Genomic DNA, 20,047 nt, shown 5'->3' on the forward strand with positions numbered 1-20,047 from the left:
CAATGCATTGTGTTTCTTTCTTATCAGTGGCTGAATATTTCTTTCTATTATGTGAGTGGCAAAATTTTGTTTAGGATGCTCGGGGTATTGTATGAAAAACGTTATAAATGTTTATGGGATGATTTTCTGTGGGCAGTTACCTTTCAAACATTCTAGCTTGCACATTACAGAACAAAATTTATAGATTGCTGTTCATACAGGAAGACAATTACAGTAAGGAGGGAAAGGAATGGGCGAAGAAAATCAACCAAATTATACGATTTCACAGGAAAACTGGTCCCTCCATCGCAAAGGATATGACGACCAACAGCGCCATCAAGAAAAAGTACAAGAGGCAATTAAGAATAATTTACCCGATCTTGTAACAGAAGAAAGTATAGTTATGTCTAATGGCAAGGATGTTGTAAAAATACCAATTCGTTCTCTAGATGAATATAAGATTAGATACAATTATGATAAAAATAAACATGTTGGGCAAGGAAACGGTGACAGCAAAGTTGGTGATGTCGTTGCGAGAGATGGATCAGGTGGTCAAAAACAAAAAGGGCCAGGAAAAGGGCAAGGAGCAGGAGATGCAGCTGGGGAAGATTACTATGAAGCTGAAGTCTCTATTTTAGAATTAGAGCAAGCGTTTTTCAGAGAGTTAGAACTGCCTAATTTAAAGAGAAAAGAAATGGATGAAAACCGGATTGAACATGTTGAATTTAATGACATTAGAAAAACAGGATTATGGGGAAATATCGATAAGAAACGAACAATGATATCCGCATATAAACGAAATGCAATGAGTGGTAAAGCATCTTTTCATCCAATTCACCAAGAAGACTTAAAGTTCCGTACTTGGAATGAAGTATTAAAGCCAGATTCAAAAGCTGTTGTATTAGCGATGATGGATACGAGTGGATCGATGGGAATATGGGAGAAATATATGGCACGTAGCTTCTTTTTCTGGATGACAAGATTTTTACGCACAAAGTATGAAACAGTAGATATTGAATTTATTGCCCATCATACGGAGGCAAAAGTAGTTCCAGAGGAAGAGTTTTTCTCAAAAGGAGAAAGTGGCGGAACGATTTGTTCTTCTGTATACAAAAAAGCACTCGAACTTATCGATAATAAATATTCACCAGACCGCTATAATATTTATCCATTCCATTTTTCAGATGGTGATAATTTAACATCAGATAATGCTAGATGTGTAAAACTTGTTGAAGAGCTAATGAAGAAGTGTAATATGTTTGGGTATGGGGAAGTGAATCAGTATAACCGCCATAGTACACTCATGTCAGCCTATAAAAATATTAAAGATGAAAACTTTAGATACTATATTTTAAAGCAGAAAGCAGACGTATTTCATGCGATGAAAAGCTTTTTTAGAGAAGAATCAGGTGAGAAAATGGCATAACCTCTTTTAAAGAGGTTCTTTTTTTGTAAACTTTTTATTTTTCTAGTTGATAATGATAATGAAAATCATTATCATTTATTCGAGAAATGATTACATTTCGAATTATATATTTTGAAGGAGATGTAAAATTGAAACAAAATAAAAGAAAACGTATAAATGCAATGATTATAGCGGCGGCGTTATCACTTCCGTTTGCTGTTTATTCAACACCTGCTTTAGCGGCAGTAGCAATTGAGGCGAATAAAACGGGACAAGGTTTAGAAGATGGTACATATGACGCTGTTATTAAAGCGTATAAAGATAAAACAAATGAAGAGTCTATGGCAGCTGTTTATATAAAGGATCCGAAATTAACAATTGAGAATGGAAAGAAAATTGTAACAGCAACGTTAAGTGATAGTGATTTCTTTCAATACTTGAAGACAGAGGATATTCACACTCCAGGTGTGTTTCATGATGTAAAGGTCATATCAGAAGACAAAAAGAAAAATGGGACGAAGGTTATTCAATTTGAAGTTGGAGAATTAGGAAAAAGATACAATATGCAAATGCATATTTATATTCCAACGATGGCCTATGACAATAAGTATCAAGTACAGTTTGAAGTAAATACATTGAATTTAGAGAACAATGTTCCAGAAAAACAAAAGGAAAATAAAGAGGATAAAGTGGATCAACAAGATGAAATTGGAAATGTAATAGTAGATAAGCAACTACAAAGGCATATTAATAAATATAATTTAAATAGAGAAAATCTAGATACCCCAATAACTAAGGAAGATTTATTAAAAGTTAAATCCTTAATAGTCGTTGAAGCTAAAAGTAAAGGAATAAAAGACGTAAGTGGTCTAGAATATATGACGAACTTAGAAAACTTAACGTTGGAAGAAGTTAAGTTAAAAAATATAAAATTTATCTCGGACTTGAGACAATTGAAATCATTAAGTATAACCTATGGTGAACTTGAAGATATTGGACCTTTGGCTAAGTTAGAGCATATTGAGTTTTTAACTTTGAGAAACAATAAAATCTCAGATTTAAGCCCATTAAGCCAAATGAAGAAGATTAAAATGCTAGATTTAAATAGTAATTATATAAAAGATATTAAACCATTATTTACAGTGAAATCTTTAAGGACTTTGACTGTGGCAAATAATCAAATTAGTAATGATAACCTTGCTGGAATTGAGCAATTGAAAAATGTAAAAAACTTATCTTTAAGTAACAATGGACTTACAAATATTGAACATATTACATCAATGAAAAAATTAGTAGAGTTAGATCTTGCTAAAAATGAATTAGAAAACATCGAACCTTTATCAAGATTATCTACTGTACAATCACTTAATTTAGAAGAAAACTATATTTCAGATATAACGCCACTTAGTCACTTAACAGACTTATATGATTTAAAGTTAGGTTCAAATGAAATTCGTGATGTTAGACCTGTTCAAGAGCTAGGAAAAAGAATATATATCGATATTCAAAGACAAAAAATCTTTTTAGATAATGTAGAAAAAGATAAGGAAGTTAAAATACCTATCTATAATTTACAAGGAGAGCCACTTGATACTATTCAATTGAAGAGTGAAGATGGGATCGTTAATAATGGTTCTGTTAAATGGGGGACTACTGGTAAAAAAACATATGAATTTACGTTGGATATAAAGCCAGAAGAGAATCGTATTAAGTTTAATGGAACAGTAATTCAAAATGTTGTTGAAAGATTAGATGAAATCAAGGAAACAATAAAAGAGGATAATGAACAAAAGGAAAATGTAATTCTCGATAAAACTTTACAAAAACATATTAATAAAGAGAATTTAGGTAGAGAGAATTTAAACGCTCCTATTACAAAAGAAGATTTATTACAGATCAAAAAATTAGAGATACCTAAAGAAAATGGAAATGAGATAAAAAATATAACAGGTTTAGAGTACATGACGAACTTAGAAAAACTCACTTTAGAAGGAGTAGGCCTGAAAAATATTGAGTTCATCTCAAACTTGAAACAATTGAATAATGTGAATGTATCTCATAATCAAATTGAAGATATAACACCACTATCTTCATTGGAAAATTTACAGTGGTTAAATCTTGCGGACAATCATATTAAAGATGTAACGGTTATTGGTTCCATGCTAAACTTATTTAGCTTAAATCTAGTTGGGAATGAGATTCGTGATGTCAGGCCGTTAATACAATTAGGGCAGTGGTTTACAATTGATGTTGGAAGACAAAATATCATTTTAAATGATGCAAAAATAAACGAAGAAATTCAAGTTCCTGTATATGATTTAGAAGGAGAAAGTATTGAAAATATTCAATTGACAAGTGAGGGAGGGACGTTTAATAACGGAGTAATAAAATGGAATACGCCAGGTGAAAAGGTGTATAAATTTGATTTAGATTCTGATGAAATTAGCATAAGGTTTAACGGAACAGTTATACAGAATATAGTGGAAAAAGAAGAAGTAAAAGAACCGGTAAAAGAAGTTGAAGAAGCAAAAGAAGAAGTGAAAGAACCAACAAAAGAAGTTGAAGAAACAAAAGAAGAAGTGAAAGAACCGGTAAAAGAAGTTGAAGGATCGAAAGAAGAAGTGAAAGAACCGGTAAAAGAAGTTGAAGGATCGAAAGAAGAAGTGAAAGAACCGGTAAAAGAAGTTGAAGGATCGAAAGAAGAAGTGAAAGAACCGGTAAAAGAAGTTGAAGGAACAAAAGAAGAAGTGAAAGAGCCGGTAAAAGAAGTTGAAGGAACAAAAGAAGAAGTGAAAGAGCCGGTAAAAGAAGTTGAAGGAACAAAAGAAGAAGTAAAAGAGCCAACAAAAGAAGCGAAAGAACCAAAGAAAGAAGTAAAAGAATCAGCAACAGGATTGGATCAAGAGCCAAAAGGGAATAATCAAGTTTTTGAAAACGAGGGAAGAAAAGCAGACACTTTAAATAAACAACATACTAATAAGCCAGAGGAAGGCAAGAAATTTTTACCATCAACAGGCGGTGAAGCTAGCACTTCGACTTTACTTTCTGGCATAACACTTGTTCTTTCCGCACTAAGTATGTTCGTATTTAGAAAGAGATTATTTAAGAAATAAATAACGTTTAATCTTATTATTATATATAATTAATTTTTGCTTTTTTGAGAAGACATTATCATGGCGGTTTTATTAGAAACATGCATATGATGATGTCTTTTTTTACTAGAGAAGGATATTACTAGTGATTGTCTAAGTGTATTAGAAAAGGAGGGGAAGTTATGCATATTAATTCTATTTCAAAGATCGAAGAAGCTGCAGAATTTATTTCGATGATGAATAAAGATATTACGCAGCATGTTGGTTATTGCGGGGAAAATCATGAAGAAATATTGGACGCTATTCTTCATGGTTTTTCTGATATAGGGTGGGAGAAGTCTTTTGTCGTTTCTTATAATGATAATAATGAAATTGTAGGTGTATTAGGATTTGATATAGATGAGATAAGCGAAAGTGCGGAGATTTGGGGGCCTTTTATTATAGCTTCGAATTGGGGAGAGATTGCTTTAAGTATGTGGAAGAAACTTATCGAGAAAATTCCACTTCATATTCAAAAGTTTCATGGATTTTATCACGTGAAAAATAGTAATGGTATCGACTTTATGAAATATTTACAAGCTAAAAAACAAGAGAAACATAGCGTTTTAATTTTAAAGAAAACTAATGTGGAGCAATGTACAATAAATCAAGTAGAGGAAGCATCTCAACAAGTATTTGAGCAGTTTATTGTTTTACATAATAATATTTTTCCTAATACATATTATGAAGGAAATGAAATCATTGAACGTTTAAGTGATACGAATAAATTATTTGTAAGTATGAAGAATGGTAAGTTAGAAGGTTATGTATATGTTGAAGTAAATCCGGAGTTTCATGAAGCGAATATTGAATTTATTGCAACCGCTGAAAATAGTAGAAGAAAAGGTGTCGGAGAGCGGATATTGCAAGGGGCAATTCAGTATATTTTCTCTTTCCAAGGGATGAGAGAGATAGTACTATGTTTGAATACGAATAATGATCATGCGATGAAATTGTACAAGAAAGTAGGTTTTGAGGAAAAAGCATGTTTACAACACTATATAATAGAGTGAAAAACCCATTCATATGAATGGGTTTTATTACGGATTTAGAAGTGATTTGAGGCGCCAATCGTTACATAACCTTTTTTATTTTTTTCGGCACTTCTTTCGTTTGCAAATTAACATCTTCTTTTCGTAGCTCTTTAAAGAGTGAAGTAACCATAAGAACGACTACAATAGAAAATGGTAGCGCAGCAATTATAGCTGCGATTTGTAGTGCATTTAATCCTCCAGCTTGTAATAAAATAGCGGCAATTATCGCGATTGTTAATCCCCATATAAGTTTTAAACTATTTTTCGGTGATAAACTTCCGTTACTCGTTTGCATTGAAACAACAAATGTTGCTGAATCGGCAGAAGTAACGAAAAATGTGGCTACTAAAATTAACCCGATAATCGTTAAAAATGTAGAGAATGGTAGGTGTGAAATAACAGCAAATAATCCAATCTCTGTACCATTTTTTGCAATTTCATCAGCTATTCCAAGCGATTGGAACATTTCCATATGGATTGCGGTACCACCAAACACTGCAAACCAAAATGTACAGATAAGAGTTGGGACTAATACAACTCCAAAAATAAATTCTTTTATTGTGCGCCCTTTAGAAATACGAGCGATGAATGTACCGACGAATGGAGACCAAGAAATCCACCATCCCCAATAGAAAATAGTCCAGTTTTCAATCCAAGAAGAAGATTTTTCATTAAATGCTCCTAAATTTAATCCCATACTAGGCAAAGCTCCAATATAAGAACCGAGTGTAGATGTGAAATATTTCATAATAAATACGGTTGGCCCTAAAAATAAAAAGGAGACGAGTAAAATACCTGCAAGAGAGAAATTTAAGTTACTCAAATATTTAATCCCACGATCTAAGCCAGTTTGTGCACTCGTTAAATATAAAACGGCGAAGATGGCGATAAGTACGAGCTGTGTAAGTAAAGTGTTATGAATAGAAGGGAATAAATAGCTTAATCCTCCAGCAATTTGTTGAGCACCAATCCCAACAGATGGTACAATGCCAAATACTGTGGCTAAAACAGCTAAAATATCGACTGTTTTTCCGATACGAGAATTTTTCGATCGATTAAATAATGGAGTAACTGTAGCCCCGATAGTGCTACCTTTTTGTTTGCGGAATGTGAAATATGCAATTGTTAAAGCGACCATTGCGTATAGTGACCATGGAAAGAGACCCCAGTGGAAAAATGAATATTGCATAGCGAGTTTGGCACTTTCCTCTGTCCCCGCTTTTCCTGTTAATGGATCTGTAAAATGTGAAATCGGTTCAGCGATTCCATAAAAGAGGAGTCCAATCCCCATTCCTGCTCCAAACAACATGGATAGCCAAGATGGATAATTATATTTTGGCTTTTCTCCATCTTTACCAAGACGAATAGAACCGTACTTAGAAAATGCTAAATAAGCAGCCAAAATAATCATTGTAGTCATAAGTAGAGAGTAAAACCACCCAAATTTATTGAGGATAAATGAGTTTAAAGAAGATGTAACACTTTGTAAATCGTAGCCTTGTATCCAACTTGCTGGGGTAATTCCCCATATAATGAATAATGTTGTTAGCAAGAAGGAGATATAAAATACACTGTTTTCTTTTTTTATCATAGAATCCCACCCTTATTTAATAAAGTTAACAATTATAATAATCATAACAATTAAGTTTTTAATTGTCAAAAAATTACCTTTTTATAATGTGAAAGGATGCAATTTGTTTTAGGGAGGTAAAGAGCAATGTGTTCACGATATGTACAAATTATAGGAAGAAATAATATGAAATATTGCATTTTATATTGTTACATCCGGATTTTATGTTAAATTCTTGAATGGAATATTAAAATAGGGGGCAAGGATATGAACAAGAAATCAAAGATCAATAAAGTGATGCTTAGCATTAGTACAATGGCTTTATCGTTAGGCGCACTTCAAACTCATGCAGCAGCGGAAGAAAAAGTACCGTATAACGTGTTGAAAACGAAACCGGTTGGAATTGAAAAGTCGGTAGATGAAGTTGGACATATTTCAAAAGTTGATGAAACTTTATCATTTCAAGAACGTTTAAAAGTAGGAGATTTTTCACAGCGACCAGCATCTATTACGAAGAAAACTGCAGTAAAGCAAGTTAAAGAAAGCTATTCAATGGCTGATTTAAACAAAATGAATGATCAAGAATTAGTTGAAACGTTAGGCAGTATTAAGTGGCACCAAATTACAGACTTATTCCAATTTAATGAAGATGCAAAGGCTTTTTATAAAGATAAAGGAAAAATGCAAGTCATTATAGATGAATTAGCTCATAGAGGTAGTACATTTACGAAAGATGATTCAAAAGGAATTCAAACGTTTACTGAAGTGCTGCGTTCAGCTTTTTATCTTGCATTTTATAATAGTGAATTAAGCGACTTAAATGAAAGAAGCTTCCAGGACAAATGTTTACCTGCTTTAAAAGCGATCGCAAAAAATCCGAATTTTAAGCTTGGTACAGTTGAACAAGATACAGTCGTATCTGCATACGGTAAATTAATTAGTAATGCTTCAAGTGATGTTGAAACGGTTCAATACGCATCGAATATTTTAAAGCAATACAATGATAATTATACTACTTATGTAAATGATCGAATGAAGGGACAAGCAATATACGATATTATGCAAGGTATTGACTATGATATACAGTCGTACTTAACTGTGGCTCGTAAAGAAGCGAATGAAACGATGTGGTATGGAAAAGTAGATGGGTTTATTAATGAAATAAATCGTATTGCTCTTCTAAATGAAGTAACGCCAGAAAATAAATGGCTCGTTAATAATGGCATTTATTTTGCTAGCCGTTTAGGGACGTTTCATAGTAATCCAAATAAAGGATTAGAGGTTGTTACACAAGCAATGCATATGTACCCGCGCTTAAGTGAACCGTATTTTGTTGCGGTAGAACAAATTACAACAAATTATAATGGTAAAGATTATAGCGGGAATACAGTAGATTTAGAGAAAATACGTAAAGAAGGAAAAGAGCAATACTTACCAAAAACGTATACATTCGACGATGGATCAATTGTGTTCAAAACAGGAGATAAAGTATCAGAAGAAAAAATTAAGAGACTATATTGGGCTGCGAAGGAAGTAAAGGCACAGTATCACCGTGTAATTGGAAATGACAAAGCGTTAGAGCCAGGAAATGCGGATGATGTATTAACGATCGTAATTTATAATAGTCCAGATGAATATCAGTTAAATAGACAATTGTATGGATATGAAACAAACAACGGTGGAATTTATATTGAAGAGACAGGTACATTCTTTACATATGAGCGTACACCAGAGCAAAGTATTTATAGTTTAGAAGAGTTATTCCGTCATGAATTTACTCATTATCTGCAAGGGAGATATGAAGTTCCTGGTTTATTTGGAAGAGGAGATATGTATCAAAATGAAAGGCTAACTTGGTTCCAAGAAGGAAATGCAGAGTTTTTCGCAGGATCTACTCGTACGAATAACGTTGTACCAAGAAAGAGTATAATTAGCGGATTATCATCTGATCCTGCAAGCCGTTATACAGCAGAGCGTACACTATTTGCTAAATACGGTTCTTGGGATTTCTATAATTACTCGTTCGCATTGCAGTCTTACTTATATACGCATCAGTTTGAAACATTTGATAAAATTCAAGATTTGATTCGTGCGAATGACGTGAAAAATTATGATGCATATCGTGAAAATCTAAGTAAAGATCATAAGTTAAATAAAGAGTATCAAGAGTATATGCAGCAGTTAATTGATAATCAAGATACATACACTGTACCAGAAGTAGCTGATGATTATTTAGCTGAACATGCAACGAAGTCGTTAGCAGCGGTGAAGAAAGAAATTAGTGATACGTTGCCTATGAAAGATACAAAAATGACAAAACATAATTCTCAATTCTTTAATACATTTACATTAGAAGGTACGTATACAGGTAGTGTCACAAAAGGTGAATCAGAAGATTGGAAAGCAATGAGTAAAAGAGTAAATGAATCTTTAGAACAATTGGCGCAAAAAGAATGGACTGGCTACAAAACTGTTACAGCATACTTCGTCAATTATCGTGTGAATAGTTCAAATGAATTTGAATATGATGTAGTCTTCCATGGAATCGCAAAAGATGACGGAGAAAATAAAGCTCCAACGGTTAATATAAATGGCCCTTATAGCGGTCTTGTAAAAGAGGGAATTCAATTTAAAAGTGATGGCTCAAACGATGAAGATGGAAAAATTGTTTCTTATTTATGGGAATTTGGAGATGGAAGCACAAGTGCAGAAGTGAATCCAGCACATGTATATGAAAGAGAAGGTTCTTATAAAGTATCGTTAAGAGTAAAAGATGATAAAGGCAAAGAGAGCAGAAGTGAAACAACTGTTACGATTAAAGATGGAAGTTTAACAGAATCAGAACCAAATAATCTTCCAGAAGAAGCGAATTATATTGGGCTAAACACTACTATAAAAGGTAGCCTTATCGGCGGAGATCATACTGATGTTTATACATTTAATGTAGCATCAGCGAAAGATATCGATATTTCCGTTTTAAATGAGTATGGAATCGGGATGACATGGGTGCTGCACCATGAATCAGATATGCAAAATTATGCAGCTTACGGTCAAGCTAATGGAAATCATATAGAGGCAAAAATGAATGCAAAACCAGGTAAGTATTATTTGTATGTATATAAATATGATAATGGCGATGGAACGTACAAATTATCAATAAAATAAGTGCTTTTCCAATGTATGTTTAACTTTACTTTTTGTGGAAAATAGTATATTATATAGATATATAATATATCGGTTATTTACTAGGAGGAGCCTGTCACAATAGGCTTCTCCTGTTCTTTTTTAGGGGGCCTGTCTTACAGGCTTTTCTTTAAAAAATAAATAACTGAAAATTAAGAACAATAATCTTTGAAAGAGGTGGGGCATACACATAACAAAAAAGGGATTGTTTAAGAGAGGGGGATAAGAAATGGTTTTGTTTGGTTATCCACTTGAAACAATTTATTTATACGGATTTATTATTGCTACTATACTCACTGTGATTTATATCTTTTTTGGAGATATATTTGAATCCATATTTAGTTTTGGAGGCGGATCGGTATCCGTTGTTACTTTATTACTTAGTTTTTTCGCCATGTTATGTGGACTTAGTTATATAGGAGAATATTTATTTTCCTTTAATAGCATTCTTATTTTCGGGGCTGCATGTGCTATATCCTTTATTGGTGTATTCATAATGAAAATACTAATTTTAAAGCCGATTGCAGAAGCAGAGCAAAATACTGTGCAACGTATGGATGAGTTCATAGGTTGCAAGGGGGAAGTCATTACAACAATTCCTACAGAAGGATTTGGAGAAGTACTAATCTCCTCTCAATTTGGAAGTAATGCAATTCCAGCTAAAACAATTGGGAAAAAAGATATTTCACAAGGAACTGAAGTTATTATCGAGGGAGTCCAAGATGGTGTTTTACTTGTACAAAACATCGCTTATTCTTTAAAAAAACCAAAATTATAAGGGGGAATTCACATGACGATTCCATTAATTATTGGTGGAGTGTTACTCGCAATTTTAATTCTACTCATTTTAGTATTCATTACGAAGTATCGAACAGTTGGACCAGATGAAGCGTTAATTGTTACAGGGAACTGGCTTGGTGGCGGAAAAAATGTAGTTACCACTGATGATGGAAAGAAGATTAAGATTATTCGCGGTGGCGGTACATTCGTAGTTCCAATTATGCAACGAGCAGAGCCTTTAAGCCTATTAAACTATAAGTTAGAAGTGGGTACACGTGATACGTATACGAAACAAGGTGTTCCAGTTACAGTAAATGGTGTTTCTATTATTAAAGTAGGTTCTACGATTGAAGAAGTATCTACAGCAGCTGAGCAATATTTAGGAAAAGAAACAGAAGAGTTAAAAGTAGAAGCAAAAGAAGTTTTAGAAGGTCATTTACGTGCGATTTTATCTTCTATGACAGTAGAAGATGCGTATAGTAATAGAGAGCAATTTGCTCAAAAAGTACATGAAGTAGCTTCTACTGATTTAAAGAAAATGGGTCTTCGCATCGTTTCCTTTACAATTAAAGAAATTATGGATAAGAATGGTTACTTAGATGCACTTGGTCAGCCGCAAATTGCGACAGTGAAGCGTGATGCAACAATTGCGAATGCAGAGCGTGAAAAAGAAGCTCGTATTGAAAAAGCTCGTGCTGAGAAAGAAGCAAAAGAAGCTGAATATCAACGTGATGCTCAAATCGCTGAAGCTGAAAAACATAAAGAATTAAAAGTACAATCTTATAAGAGAGAGCAAGAACAAGCTCGAGCAGACGCGGATCTTTCTTACGAATTACAACAGGCGAAAGCACAACAAGGTGTTACAGAAGAGCAAATGCGCGTTAAAATCATTGAGCGTGAGAAACAAATTGAATTAGAAGAAAAAGAGATTGCGCGTCGTGAGAAGCAATATGATGCAGAAGTTAAGAAAAAAGCAGATGCAGATCGCTATGCTGTTGAGCAATCAGCGGAAGCAGAAAAAGTGAAACAAATTAAAAAGGCAGATGCGGATCAATATAAGATTGAAGCTGAAGCGAGAGCTCGTGCAGAAGAAGTACGTGTAGAAGGTTTAGCGAAGGCGGAAATTGAAAAAGCGCAAGGTCAAGCAAAAGCAGAAGTACAAAAAGCACAAGGTACAGCGGAAGCGGATGTTATTAGATTAAAAGGTTTAGCAGAGGCAGAAGCGAAACAAAAAATTGCAGAGGCATTCGAGTTATATGGCCAAGCGGCAATTATGGATATGGTTCTTAAAATGCTTCCAAGTTATGCGAAAGAAATTGCAAGCCCACTTAGCAATATTGATAAAATTACAGTTGTCGATACAAGTGGCGGTGGTAAAAATAGCGGCGCCGGAAAAGTTGCAGGTTATGCGACTGATTTAATGGCAACGATGCAAGAAACGTTAAAAGCATCTTCTGGCATTGATTTAAAAGAGTTATTAGAAGGATTTGCTGGAAAAGGAGCAGTACAGCAATTATCAAGCGATAAACCTGTTGTATCTGTAGTAGAAGATGAGAAAAAGGAAGTAGAAAAAGAGAAAGAATAGTAAGGCGGGAGAGACCTCTAGTAAGTACGATGCTAGAGGTTCTTCTGTGGATTATAATATTTCGAATAATATACATTTTTATATATTGTTTTAATTATTTAATTTATATAGAATAAAAAAGGTATGTATTAACTCTTTAATAGAAAAAGAGTTAATGCAATTAATCGTGTAATTTATATAAATAAATTAAATGTGAAATAATTACATTTAAAACGGTATGGAGGGGTAGGAATATGCTTCAAGGGAAATTAAGGGGAAGTAGTTTAAAAGCAAAGTTACTTGTATCATTTGTTATTGTTTTAATTTTTCCAAGTATTGTAATTGGTTGGACGTCTTATCAACAAGCGAAGACAAATTTTAACGAAACAATTTTACAATCAGCGGAAGATAACGTAAAGATTTTAAATAATGTTATTAACAAAGAGATAGACAGTAAAAAGGTAGACGCAGTATATTTTACAAAGTTATTTAATGGAGTAAGTTACGGAACTGATCAGCTCCAAAATGTGCAAAATAAATTAGAAGAATATAATAAATTACATCCAGAAATAGAAGCAGTTTATACGGGATCTAGTACGGGACAATTTATTCAATCACCGTCTATTCAAATGCCAGATGGGTATAATCCTACCGAAAGAGATTGGTATAAAGAAGCAGCGAAAAAAAGCGGAGAAGTGGTTATCACAGCCCCATATAAGTCAAGTACAACAGGGAATATTGTTATTACAATAGCAAAACAAAATGAGGATAAAAGTGGTGTTCTCGGTATTGATTTAATTATTAATGATATTGTAAATACTTCAAAAATGGTCAATATCGGCAAAAAAGGATATGTAGCAATCTTTGACCAATCTAAAAATGTAATAGCGCATCCGACGATGAAGCCAGGTGACAAGGTAGAAGAAAAAGTGGAGAAGGAATTGTATAAACAAGAAACAGGTGATTTTAAATTCAAACTTGATGGTGATGATCGCAATATTACCTTTATAACAAATAAGCAGACTGGATGGAAAATAGCAGGAATTATGCCTTCAAAAGAAATTATCGAAGCAGCTAACCCTATTTTCTATAAAACAATAACTGTTATTGGTATTTCATTAGTAATTGGTGGGATTTTAATTTACTTCATAATTGCTTCTATTATTAATCCGTTAAAACAACTTGTTATATCATCGAAAAAGATTAGTGAAGGCGATTTAACAGAGTCAATTACAGTTCATTCTAAAGATGAAATTGGACAGCTAGGAGAAAGTTTTAACGAGATGGCTGCATCGTTACAAAGTGTCATTTCCAATATAAACACTTCAGCAAGTCATGTAGCGGCATCTTCAGAAGAATTAACAGCTAGTATGAAGCAGACAAGCGAAGCAACGGAACAAATTACACAGGCCATAGAGCAAGTATCAAGTGGTGCAGAAATACAAACGAAAGAAGTTGAAGAAGGAGCAACATTGTTAGAAGAAGTTACAGAAGGAATTCAGCGTGTTGCAGATAGTTCTTCATTAGTATCTACAGCCTCTATGTATACGAAGAAAAAAGCTGAAAATGGTGGGAAGTTAGTTGAACAAACTGTGAATCAAATGCAATTAATTCATGAGTCTGTTTCGCAGTCAGACAAAATCATTGGTTTGTTAGACGATAAGTCGAAACAAATTGGAGCAATCCTTGAAGTGATTCAACATATTGCTGAACAGACAAATTTATTAGCGTTAAATGCGGCAATTGAGGCTGCGAGAGCTGGAGAGCAAGGAAGAGGATTTGCAATTGTAGCAGATGAAGTGCGAAAGCTAGCAGAACAATCAGGACAGTCTTCTACGGAAATTGGGAAACTAGTGAAAGAGATTCAATTTGATATAAAAGAAACAGTAAGCTCTATGAATCAAGTTGGAGTAGAAGTACAATCAGGACTTGTAGTTGCAAATGAAACGAAGCAAAGCTTTGCCGAAATATTGAAGTCTACAAATGATACAGTTGTACAAATTGATAGCATGGTAGATGTAGCAAAACAAATGACGGTAGATGCAAAACAAGTAAGTGCATCTATTAATGAAATTGCAGCTACGATTGAAGAAAATGCAGCAAGTGTTCAAAATATTGCTGGTTCCTCTGAGGAACAATTAGCTTCAGTAGATGAAATAAATGCAGCAGCAGTTCATTTATCACAAATGGCAGAAGAATTACAAGAGATGATTGGTAAGTTTAAAGTGTAATAACAAATATTAAGAAACGAGGTAATAATTTTACTTCGTTTCTTTTTTTATGAAGAGAAAAAGAAAGAAATATAGAGTAACCGTGTTATGATTAAGTATAATTAAAGAGACTGTATATTCTTTAAATTCTATCTTTAATCATGTTAGGGGAATGGTTTTGAAATTTAAAAAATTAAAACTCCAACCGAGAATTACATTAACTATAAGTACACTTATTTTAGTTGTACTTATGCTAACGAGTTATTTATTTTATTACATATTATCTGAAACGGTAGAAGAGCAAATTGGGAAACGAGCTTTGCATGTTGCGAAAACAGTTGCTGCTATACCTGAAATAAAGGAAGCTTTTCAAAAAGAAAACCCAGCTTCTATCATTCAGCCGATTGCAGAAAGAATTCGAATGGATACAGAGGCTGACTTCATTGTAGTTGGAAATAAAGAGGGGATTCGATATGCACATCCTGAGCGAGATAAAATAGGAGAAGCGATGATTGGTGGAGATAACAAAGGTGTTTTATTAGAAGGAAAATCATATGTTTCGAAAGCAACTGGATCATTAGGCCCTTCATTACGTGGAAAAGTTCCAATCCGTAATCAGGAAAATGAAATCATTGGTGTGGTGTCTGTTGGATTTTCAATGGACGATATTCATGGAGCGATAGAAGTGTATGGAAAGCGTGTATTTTGGATTACAATAATAGGGCTATTAATTGGAGTAATTGGCTCTATATATTTAGCGGCAAGTATAAAAAGAATGATGTTCGGGATGGAACCAGAAGAAATTTCATCTTTATATGAAGAGCATAGTACAGTGATTCAATCTGTACGTGAAGGGATTATTGTAATCGATAAAAATGGCATGATTAGTTTAGTCAATCAAGCAGCTTATGATATTCTTTCGCTAGATAAACAACAAAATATTATTGGGGAATTTATTTTAAATGTAATTCCTAATTCAACGATACTAGATGTACTTCAAACTGGTGAAAAACAGTTTGATCGCCAATTAAATATAAAAGGACAGGCTGTTATTGCGAACCGTCTACCTATTAAAGTAAAGAATAAAGTAACTGGCGTTGTATCGAGCTTACGTTTGAAATCTGAAATGGATCAGTTAACAGCAGAATTATCTCAGACGAAGCAATATACAGAGGCATTACGAGCGCAAGCGCACGAATATAACAATTTATTGTATACACTTTCAGGTCTTATTCAATTAGAATCATACGAAGATGCTTTAGAGCTTATTCATAAGGAAACAGCGGTATATCAAGATTTTGTTCAATTTATTATGAAGCGGATTCAAAATCCATGGCTAGGTGGAATTTTAATTGGATTTTATAATAGAGCACGAGAGTTGAAGATTGATTTTATGCTAGATAGAGAAAGTGGTTTAGACAAATTAAGTCCACATATTGAGAGTAATTATGTCGTTTCTATTTTAGGAAATTTAATTACGAATGCATTTGAAGCAATTGAAAAAAATGAAGAGAATGATAAGACAGTAAGGATGTTTGTAACTGATATTGGAGAAGAAATAGTAATTGAAGTGGAAGATTCAGGGCAAGGGATTCATGATGAAATAATTACTAGCATATTCTATAAAGGCTTTTCGACGAAAGAAGGAGGAGAGCGAGGATATGGATTAGCAAAAGTGAAAGAGTTAGTAGAAGATTTAAATGGAAGTATTGCAATTGAAAAAGGGGATTTAGGTGGTGCGTTATTTATTATTGCACTACCGAAAGAGAGAGGCGAATAGTAATGGGTGAGGAGATTGAAGTATTAATTGTAGAAGATGATATTCGGATTGCTGATATTCATCGTCGTTTTACTGAAAAAATTGAGGGATTTAAAGTAATTGGAACGGCAACGACTGGAGAACAAGCGAAAGAATGGCTAGAGCTTGTGAAGCCACAGCTCGTGTTATTAGATGTGTACTTACCTGATATGCAAGGAACGGAACTTGTCACATATATTAGGAATCATTTGCACGATACAGATATTATTATGATTACAGCGGCATCGGAAACAGATGTAGTGAGGCACGCCCTGCGGGGCGGAGTAACAGATTATATTGTAAAGCCACTAATGTTTGATCGATTTAAGGCGAGTTTGGAAAGTTATCAAAAAAAGATTGTGCAGCTGAAGAAAAATAATCAATTATCTACAGAACAAATAGAACATTTATGGTCTCAAAGAGGCGTAAAGGGAAATGAAATGGAATATGCCCCGAAAGGGATAGACCCCTTAACTTTAGCAAAAATAAAAAAACATATGTTAACAGTTAATGAAGAAGGGATTACAGCAGAGGTACTAAGTTCAATGGTAGGCGTAAGTCGATCAACTGCAAGGCGCTATTTAGAGTATTTGATATCTGGGAAGAAAGTCCACGCAGAGCTAATATATGGAAGTGTTGGGAGACCGGAGAGACGGTATTTTCTTGTTTCTTCATAATAAAAAACAGTAGAGGATTTATTTCTTCTACTGTTTTTTGCGTCTTATATTGGAATAATCCCAATTACAATTCCAGTAATCAACATCACCATTGTCGTTCCAACTGCCCACAATAAAGTAAAACGTTGATGTTCACCAAAATCAACTTTTGCCATCCCAACTAATAAATAAGTGGATGCAACAAGAGGACTTAATAAGTGAACGGGTTGCCCAAGTAAGGAAGCACGTCCCATTTCAGCTGCACTAATTCCGTAAGTAGCAGCAGCCTTAGTTAAAATAGGTAATACCCCAAAGTAAAATGCATCATTGGACATGAAAAATGTGAATGGCATACTAAGAAGTGCTGTAATAATTGGTAGTTGTGGTCCAAGAGCGTCTGGTATAAGAGTTACTACACTTTTAGCCATTGCATCTACCATTTTTGTTCCTGATAAAATTCCAGTGAAAATCCCAGCGGCAAATACGAGAGAAACAACCGCTAATACGTTTCCTGCGTGAGAAGCAATACGCTCTTTTTGTTGTTCTAAGTTTGGGTAGTTAATCATAACAGCAATAGCGAAAGCGACTGTAAATAAAACAGGTAACGGCATAACTTCTAGTATGAGACAGACAAGTAATGTAGCGGTTAATAAAAAGTTAATCCATAGAAGTTTAGGGCGTTTATGCACTGCGGCTTCGACAGTTGCAGCTTGCTCATCCATTGTTTGCATTTGTTTTAAATACTGTACATCCATAATTCCTAAACGTTTTCTTTCTTTTTTTCCAAGATAGTAAGCAACGAAAATGACCCAAATTGCACCAGCAATCATTCCTGGAATAAGAGGTGTAAATAATTCAGAAGCCTCAAGTCCAAGTGCGCTCATAACACGAGCTGTGGGTCCACCCCAAGGTGTAAGATTTGTTACCCCCGCCCCTAACATAACAACTCCAGCTAATATGAGGGGGTTCATTCCAAGGCGCTTATATAGTGGATACATTGCGGAAACTGTAATCATGTATGTTGTTGTACCGTCACCATCTAGAGAGACGATAATAGTCAATATAGCCGTTCCGACAACGATTTTTAAAGGATCTCCTTTTACAAATTTTAAAATCTTACTAATGACAGGATCGAATAAACCGCTATCAATCATAATCCCAAAATATAAAATAGCGAACATAAGCATAATACCAGTAGGTGCTAATTTTTGAATCCCCTCTAACATCATAGGCCCCATATTGGCATAGAATCCGCCAATTAATGCAAAAACACTCGGAATTAATATTAATGCTACTAGCGCTGACATACGTTTCGTCATAATTAAAAACATAAAGACAAATACCATCGCAAATCCAAGTAGTGCTAACATGTAATTTCCCCCTCAAAAGAATGATTGCGCTTTCAAAATAGAATAAAAATTCAGAAAAAGGTTTTTTATTTATAATAAAAGCATCTATTCAAATGGTAAATAATTTGAAAAATAACATCATTAGAAGCATAATTTTTATTTTGTTCATTTTGTTCACGGTAGTTAATTTGAATTTTTAAAAAGTAAGCTGCTCCTCGTAAGAATGGTAGAATAAGATGAAAATAGTGAAGTGTGAAATAGGGAGTAGATGTTATATGAAAACGAGAATTGAAGAGATTTATAGCTCTTATGAAGGAAAAGTAGAGGAGATTTTTATTAATGAATCTTCTTACGTATATGAATGGGAAAAATTACTGGTGATCCGAAAAAATGACGGTGAGCTTAAAAAAATCGCAGTCGGGATTAGTGGAAATATAAGATTGGTAAATGTAGAAGTTGGACAGGAAATTAGTGCGGATACATTATTAGTTAAGTTAGAAGATGATTTGTTAATTACAGGTTGCGAGTGATGAGAGATGTGTAGAAATAACTACACATCTTTGTTTGTTTCCTATATTACAAAAAGCACATTGTTTTTTCACAAATCTCACACAACCTTTTGGTATTCTTTTCGTGGAGTATATGGTTTCTAGGGAGGAATATTGATGAAAGTAAAATATGTCGTACTTGCTATATGTTTATGTTTCGTATTTACGGTAGTCGGGTGTGGGAAAAAGGAAACAGCAGCTGTTGCCATTGATGAGAAACATGATAAATGTGATATTTGTCAAATTGGGGTAACAGATAATCAATTTGCAACAGAAATTATTTTAGAAAATGGAAAAGCGTTAAAGTTTGATGATATCGGTTGTATGTATAAATGGATGGAGATCAACTCAGGTGAAAAGACGAAAGAGAAATTTGTTCGAGATTATGATTCGAAAGATTGGATTTCGTTAGAAGACGCTACTTACGTATATGATAAAACAATAACGACACCGATGGCTTATAATGTCATTTCATTTAAAAATAAAAAAGATGCAGAGAGCTTTGTATCTAACTATAAGGGGAAAGTTCTTTCATATAAAGAGCTAGCAGAGCATAAATGGGAAATGAATAAAGAGATGATGGGGAAACCGAAAGCAGGAAATCATGGTGGACATCATTAATGATAGAAAAAGACAACTATATAGTTGTCTTTTTCTATTATTACTCAGGTGCAAATATAGAAAAGGTGTAAAATTTTTAGAAGAACGGTTACAATGGAATATAGTAACCTAAAGCAATCATTTATCCCGCATTAACGGGCAGTAAGATCCCCACCTCAAAATTTAGTGAAAGCAAAGAAGTTAGGTGGAGTCGGGCTGCCCGTAAAATCCCGATTGGTG

General features: G+C 33.9%; 13 protein-coding genes and 1 pseudogene. 12 read left to right on the top strand and 2 right to left on the bottom strand.

The genetic code is table 11. The annotated features are described in order from the left end of the window. Positions 1–229: 229 nt before the first annotated feature. The 3 genes from yhbH to EBQ15_RS23375 all read left to right on the top strand — a co-directional run bounded on the left by yhbH (position 230) and on the right by EBQ15_RS23375 (position 5,528). Positions 230–1,405: a sporulation protein YhbH gene (gene yhbH, locus EBQ15_RS23365; protein WP_000503518.1), complete on the top strand. Its 1,176-nt coding sequence runs from the start codon at positions 230–232 to the stop codon at positions 1,403–1,405. Between the two features lie 128 nt (positions 1,406–1,533). Beyond that, positions 1,534–4,497, top strand: coding sequence for an NEAT domain-containing protein (locus EBQ15_RS23370; protein WP_115735449.1), 2,964 nt, complete (start codon positions 1,534–1,536; stop codon positions 4,495–4,497). A gap of 161 nt (positions 4,498–4,658) precedes the next feature. Beyond that, on the top strand, positions 4,659–5,528 hold the full coding sequence (locus EBQ15_RS23375) for a GNAT family N-acetyltransferase (protein WP_000547921.1): 870 nt from the start codon (positions 4,659–4,661) through the stop codon (positions 5,526–5,528). Positions 5,529–5,589: 61 nt separating this feature from the next. Here EBQ15_RS23375 and opuD read toward each other — a convergent pair whose 3' ends face one another. Further along, positions 5,590–7,140, bottom strand: coding sequence for a glycine betaine transporter OpuD (opuD, locus tag EBQ15_RS23380; protein WP_000591575.1), 1,551 nt, complete (start codon positions 7,138–7,140; stop codon positions 5,590–5,592). A gap of 246 nt (positions 7,141–7,386) precedes the next feature. Between opuD and colA the strand changes: the two genes are divergently transcribed. The 7 genes and pseudogenes from colA (at position 7,387) to EBQ15_RS23410 (ending at position 17,331) form a co-directional block, all read left to right on the top strand. Next, a complete protein-coding gene (gene colA / locus EBQ15_RS23385; RefSeq protein ID WP_001036415.1) occupies positions 7,387–10,284 on the top strand; it encodes a collagenase ColA in 2,898 nt (965 codons plus the stop codon). 247 nt (positions 10,285–10,531) lie between these two features. Beyond that, positions 10,532–11,080, top strand: a complete 549-nt coding sequence (locus EBQ15_RS23390; RefSeq protein WP_000242438.1) for an NfeD family protein — start codon at positions 10,532–10,534, stop codon at positions 11,078–11,080. A gap of 12 nt (positions 11,081–11,092) precedes the next feature. After that, entirely contained in the window at positions 11,093–12,667 is a 1,575-nt protein-coding gene (locus EBQ15_RS23395; RefSeq protein WP_000155007.1) for a flotillin family protein, read from the top strand. Between the two features lie 233 nt (positions 12,668–12,900). Then, positions 12,901–13,935 (top strand): annotated as a pseudogene (locus EBQ15_RS32115) (HAMP domain-containing protein); the annotation flags it as partial. A gap of 81 nt (positions 13,936–14,016) precedes the next feature. Further along, positions 14,017–14,877, top strand: a complete 861-nt coding sequence (locus EBQ15_RS32120) for a methyl-accepting chemotaxis protein (RefSeq protein ID WP_372476520.1) — start codon at positions 14,017–14,019, stop codon at positions 14,875–14,877. Between the two features lie 151 nt (positions 14,878–15,028). Then, on the top strand, positions 15,029–16,636 hold the full coding sequence (locus EBQ15_RS23405; RefSeq protein WP_001999033.1) for an ATP-binding protein: 1,608 nt from the start codon (positions 15,029–15,031) through the stop codon (positions 16,634–16,636). A gap of 2 nt (positions 16,637–16,638) precedes the next feature. After that, on the top strand, positions 16,639–17,331 hold the full coding sequence (locus EBQ15_RS23410) for a response regulator (protein ID WP_000503470.1): 693 nt from the start codon (positions 16,639–16,641) through the stop codon (positions 17,329–17,331). A 44-nt stretch (positions 17,332–17,375) separates the two neighbouring features. Here the strand turns inward: EBQ15_RS23410 and EBQ15_RS23415 are convergent, their stop codons facing one another. Then, positions 17,376–18,680: a CitMHS family transporter gene (locus EBQ15_RS23415; protein WP_000880471.1), complete on the bottom strand. Its 1,305-nt coding sequence runs from the start codon at positions 18,678–18,680 to the stop codon at positions 17,376–17,378. 254 nt (positions 18,681–18,934) lie between these two features. Between EBQ15_RS23415 and EBQ15_RS23420 the strand changes: the two genes are divergently transcribed. Both EBQ15_RS23420 and EBQ15_RS23425 read left to right on the top strand, forming a co-directional pair. After that, complete coding sequence (locus tag EBQ15_RS23420; RefSeq protein WP_000857381.1) at positions 18,935–19,189, top strand: hypothetical protein; 255 nt, start codon at positions 18,935–18,937, stop codon at positions 19,187–19,189. A gap of 135 nt (positions 19,190–19,324) precedes the next feature. Further along, on the top strand, positions 19,325–19,828 hold the full coding sequence (locus EBQ15_RS23425; protein WP_000865666.1) for a nitrous oxide reductase accessory protein NosL: 504 nt from the start codon (positions 19,325–19,327) through the stop codon (positions 19,826–19,828). Positions 19,829–20,047 lie beyond the last annotated feature (219 nt).

The organism is Bacillus sp. 2D03 (assembly GCF_003946765.1).
Lineage (GTDB): Bacteria > Bacillota > Bacilli > Bacillales > Bacillaceae_G > Bacillus_A > Bacillus_A cereus.

What these genes read in the sequence shown, in the direction of transcription:
- opuD (WP_000591575.1), bottom strand. Translation starts at nt 7,140, where the DNA reads ATGATAAAAAAAGAAAACAGTGTATTTTATATCTCCTTCTTGCTAACA.
- EBQ15_RS23420 (WP_000857381.1), top strand. Translation starts at nt 18,935, where the DNA reads ATGAAAACGAGAATTGAAGAGATTTATAGCTCTTATGAAGGAAAAGTA.
- EBQ15_RS23425 (WP_000865666.1), top strand. Translation starts at nt 19,325, where the DNA reads ATGAAAGTAAAATATGTCGTACTTGCTATATGTTTATGTTTCGTATTT.
- EBQ15_RS23390 (WP_000242438.1), top strand. Translation starts at nt 10,532, where the DNA reads ATGGTTTTGTTTGGTTATCCACTTGAAACAATTTATTTATACGGATTT.
- EBQ15_RS23410 (WP_000503470.1), top strand. Translation starts at nt 16,639, where the DNA reads ATGGGTGAGGAGATTGAAGTATTAATTGTAGAAGATGATATTCGGATT.
- EBQ15_RS23395 (WP_000155007.1), top strand. Translation starts at nt 11,093, where the DNA reads ATGACGATTCCATTAATTATTGGTGGAGTGTTACTCGCAATTTTAATT.
- EBQ15_RS32120 (WP_372476520.1), top strand. Translation starts at nt 14,017, where the DNA reads ATGAAGCAGACAAGCGAAGCAACGGAACAAATTACACAGGCCATAGAG.
- colA (WP_001036415.1), top strand. Translation starts at nt 7,387, where the DNA reads ATGAACAAGAAATCAAAGATCAATAAAGTGATGCTTAGCATTAGTACA.
- yhbH (WP_000503518.1), top strand. Translation starts at nt 230, where the DNA reads ATGGGCGAAGAAAATCAACCAAATTATACGATTTCACAGGAAAACTGG.
- EBQ15_RS23405 (WP_001999033.1), top strand. Translation starts at nt 15,029, where the DNA reads ATGGTTTTGAAATTTAAAAAATTAAAACTCCAACCGAGAATTACATTA.
- EBQ15_RS23375 (WP_000547921.1), top strand. Translation starts at nt 4,659, where the DNA reads ATGCATATTAATTCTATTTCAAAGATCGAAGAAGCTGCAGAATTTATT.
- EBQ15_RS23415 (WP_000880471.1), bottom strand. Translation starts at nt 18,680, where the DNA reads ATGTTAGCACTACTTGGATTTGCGATGGTATTTGTCTTTATGTTTTTA.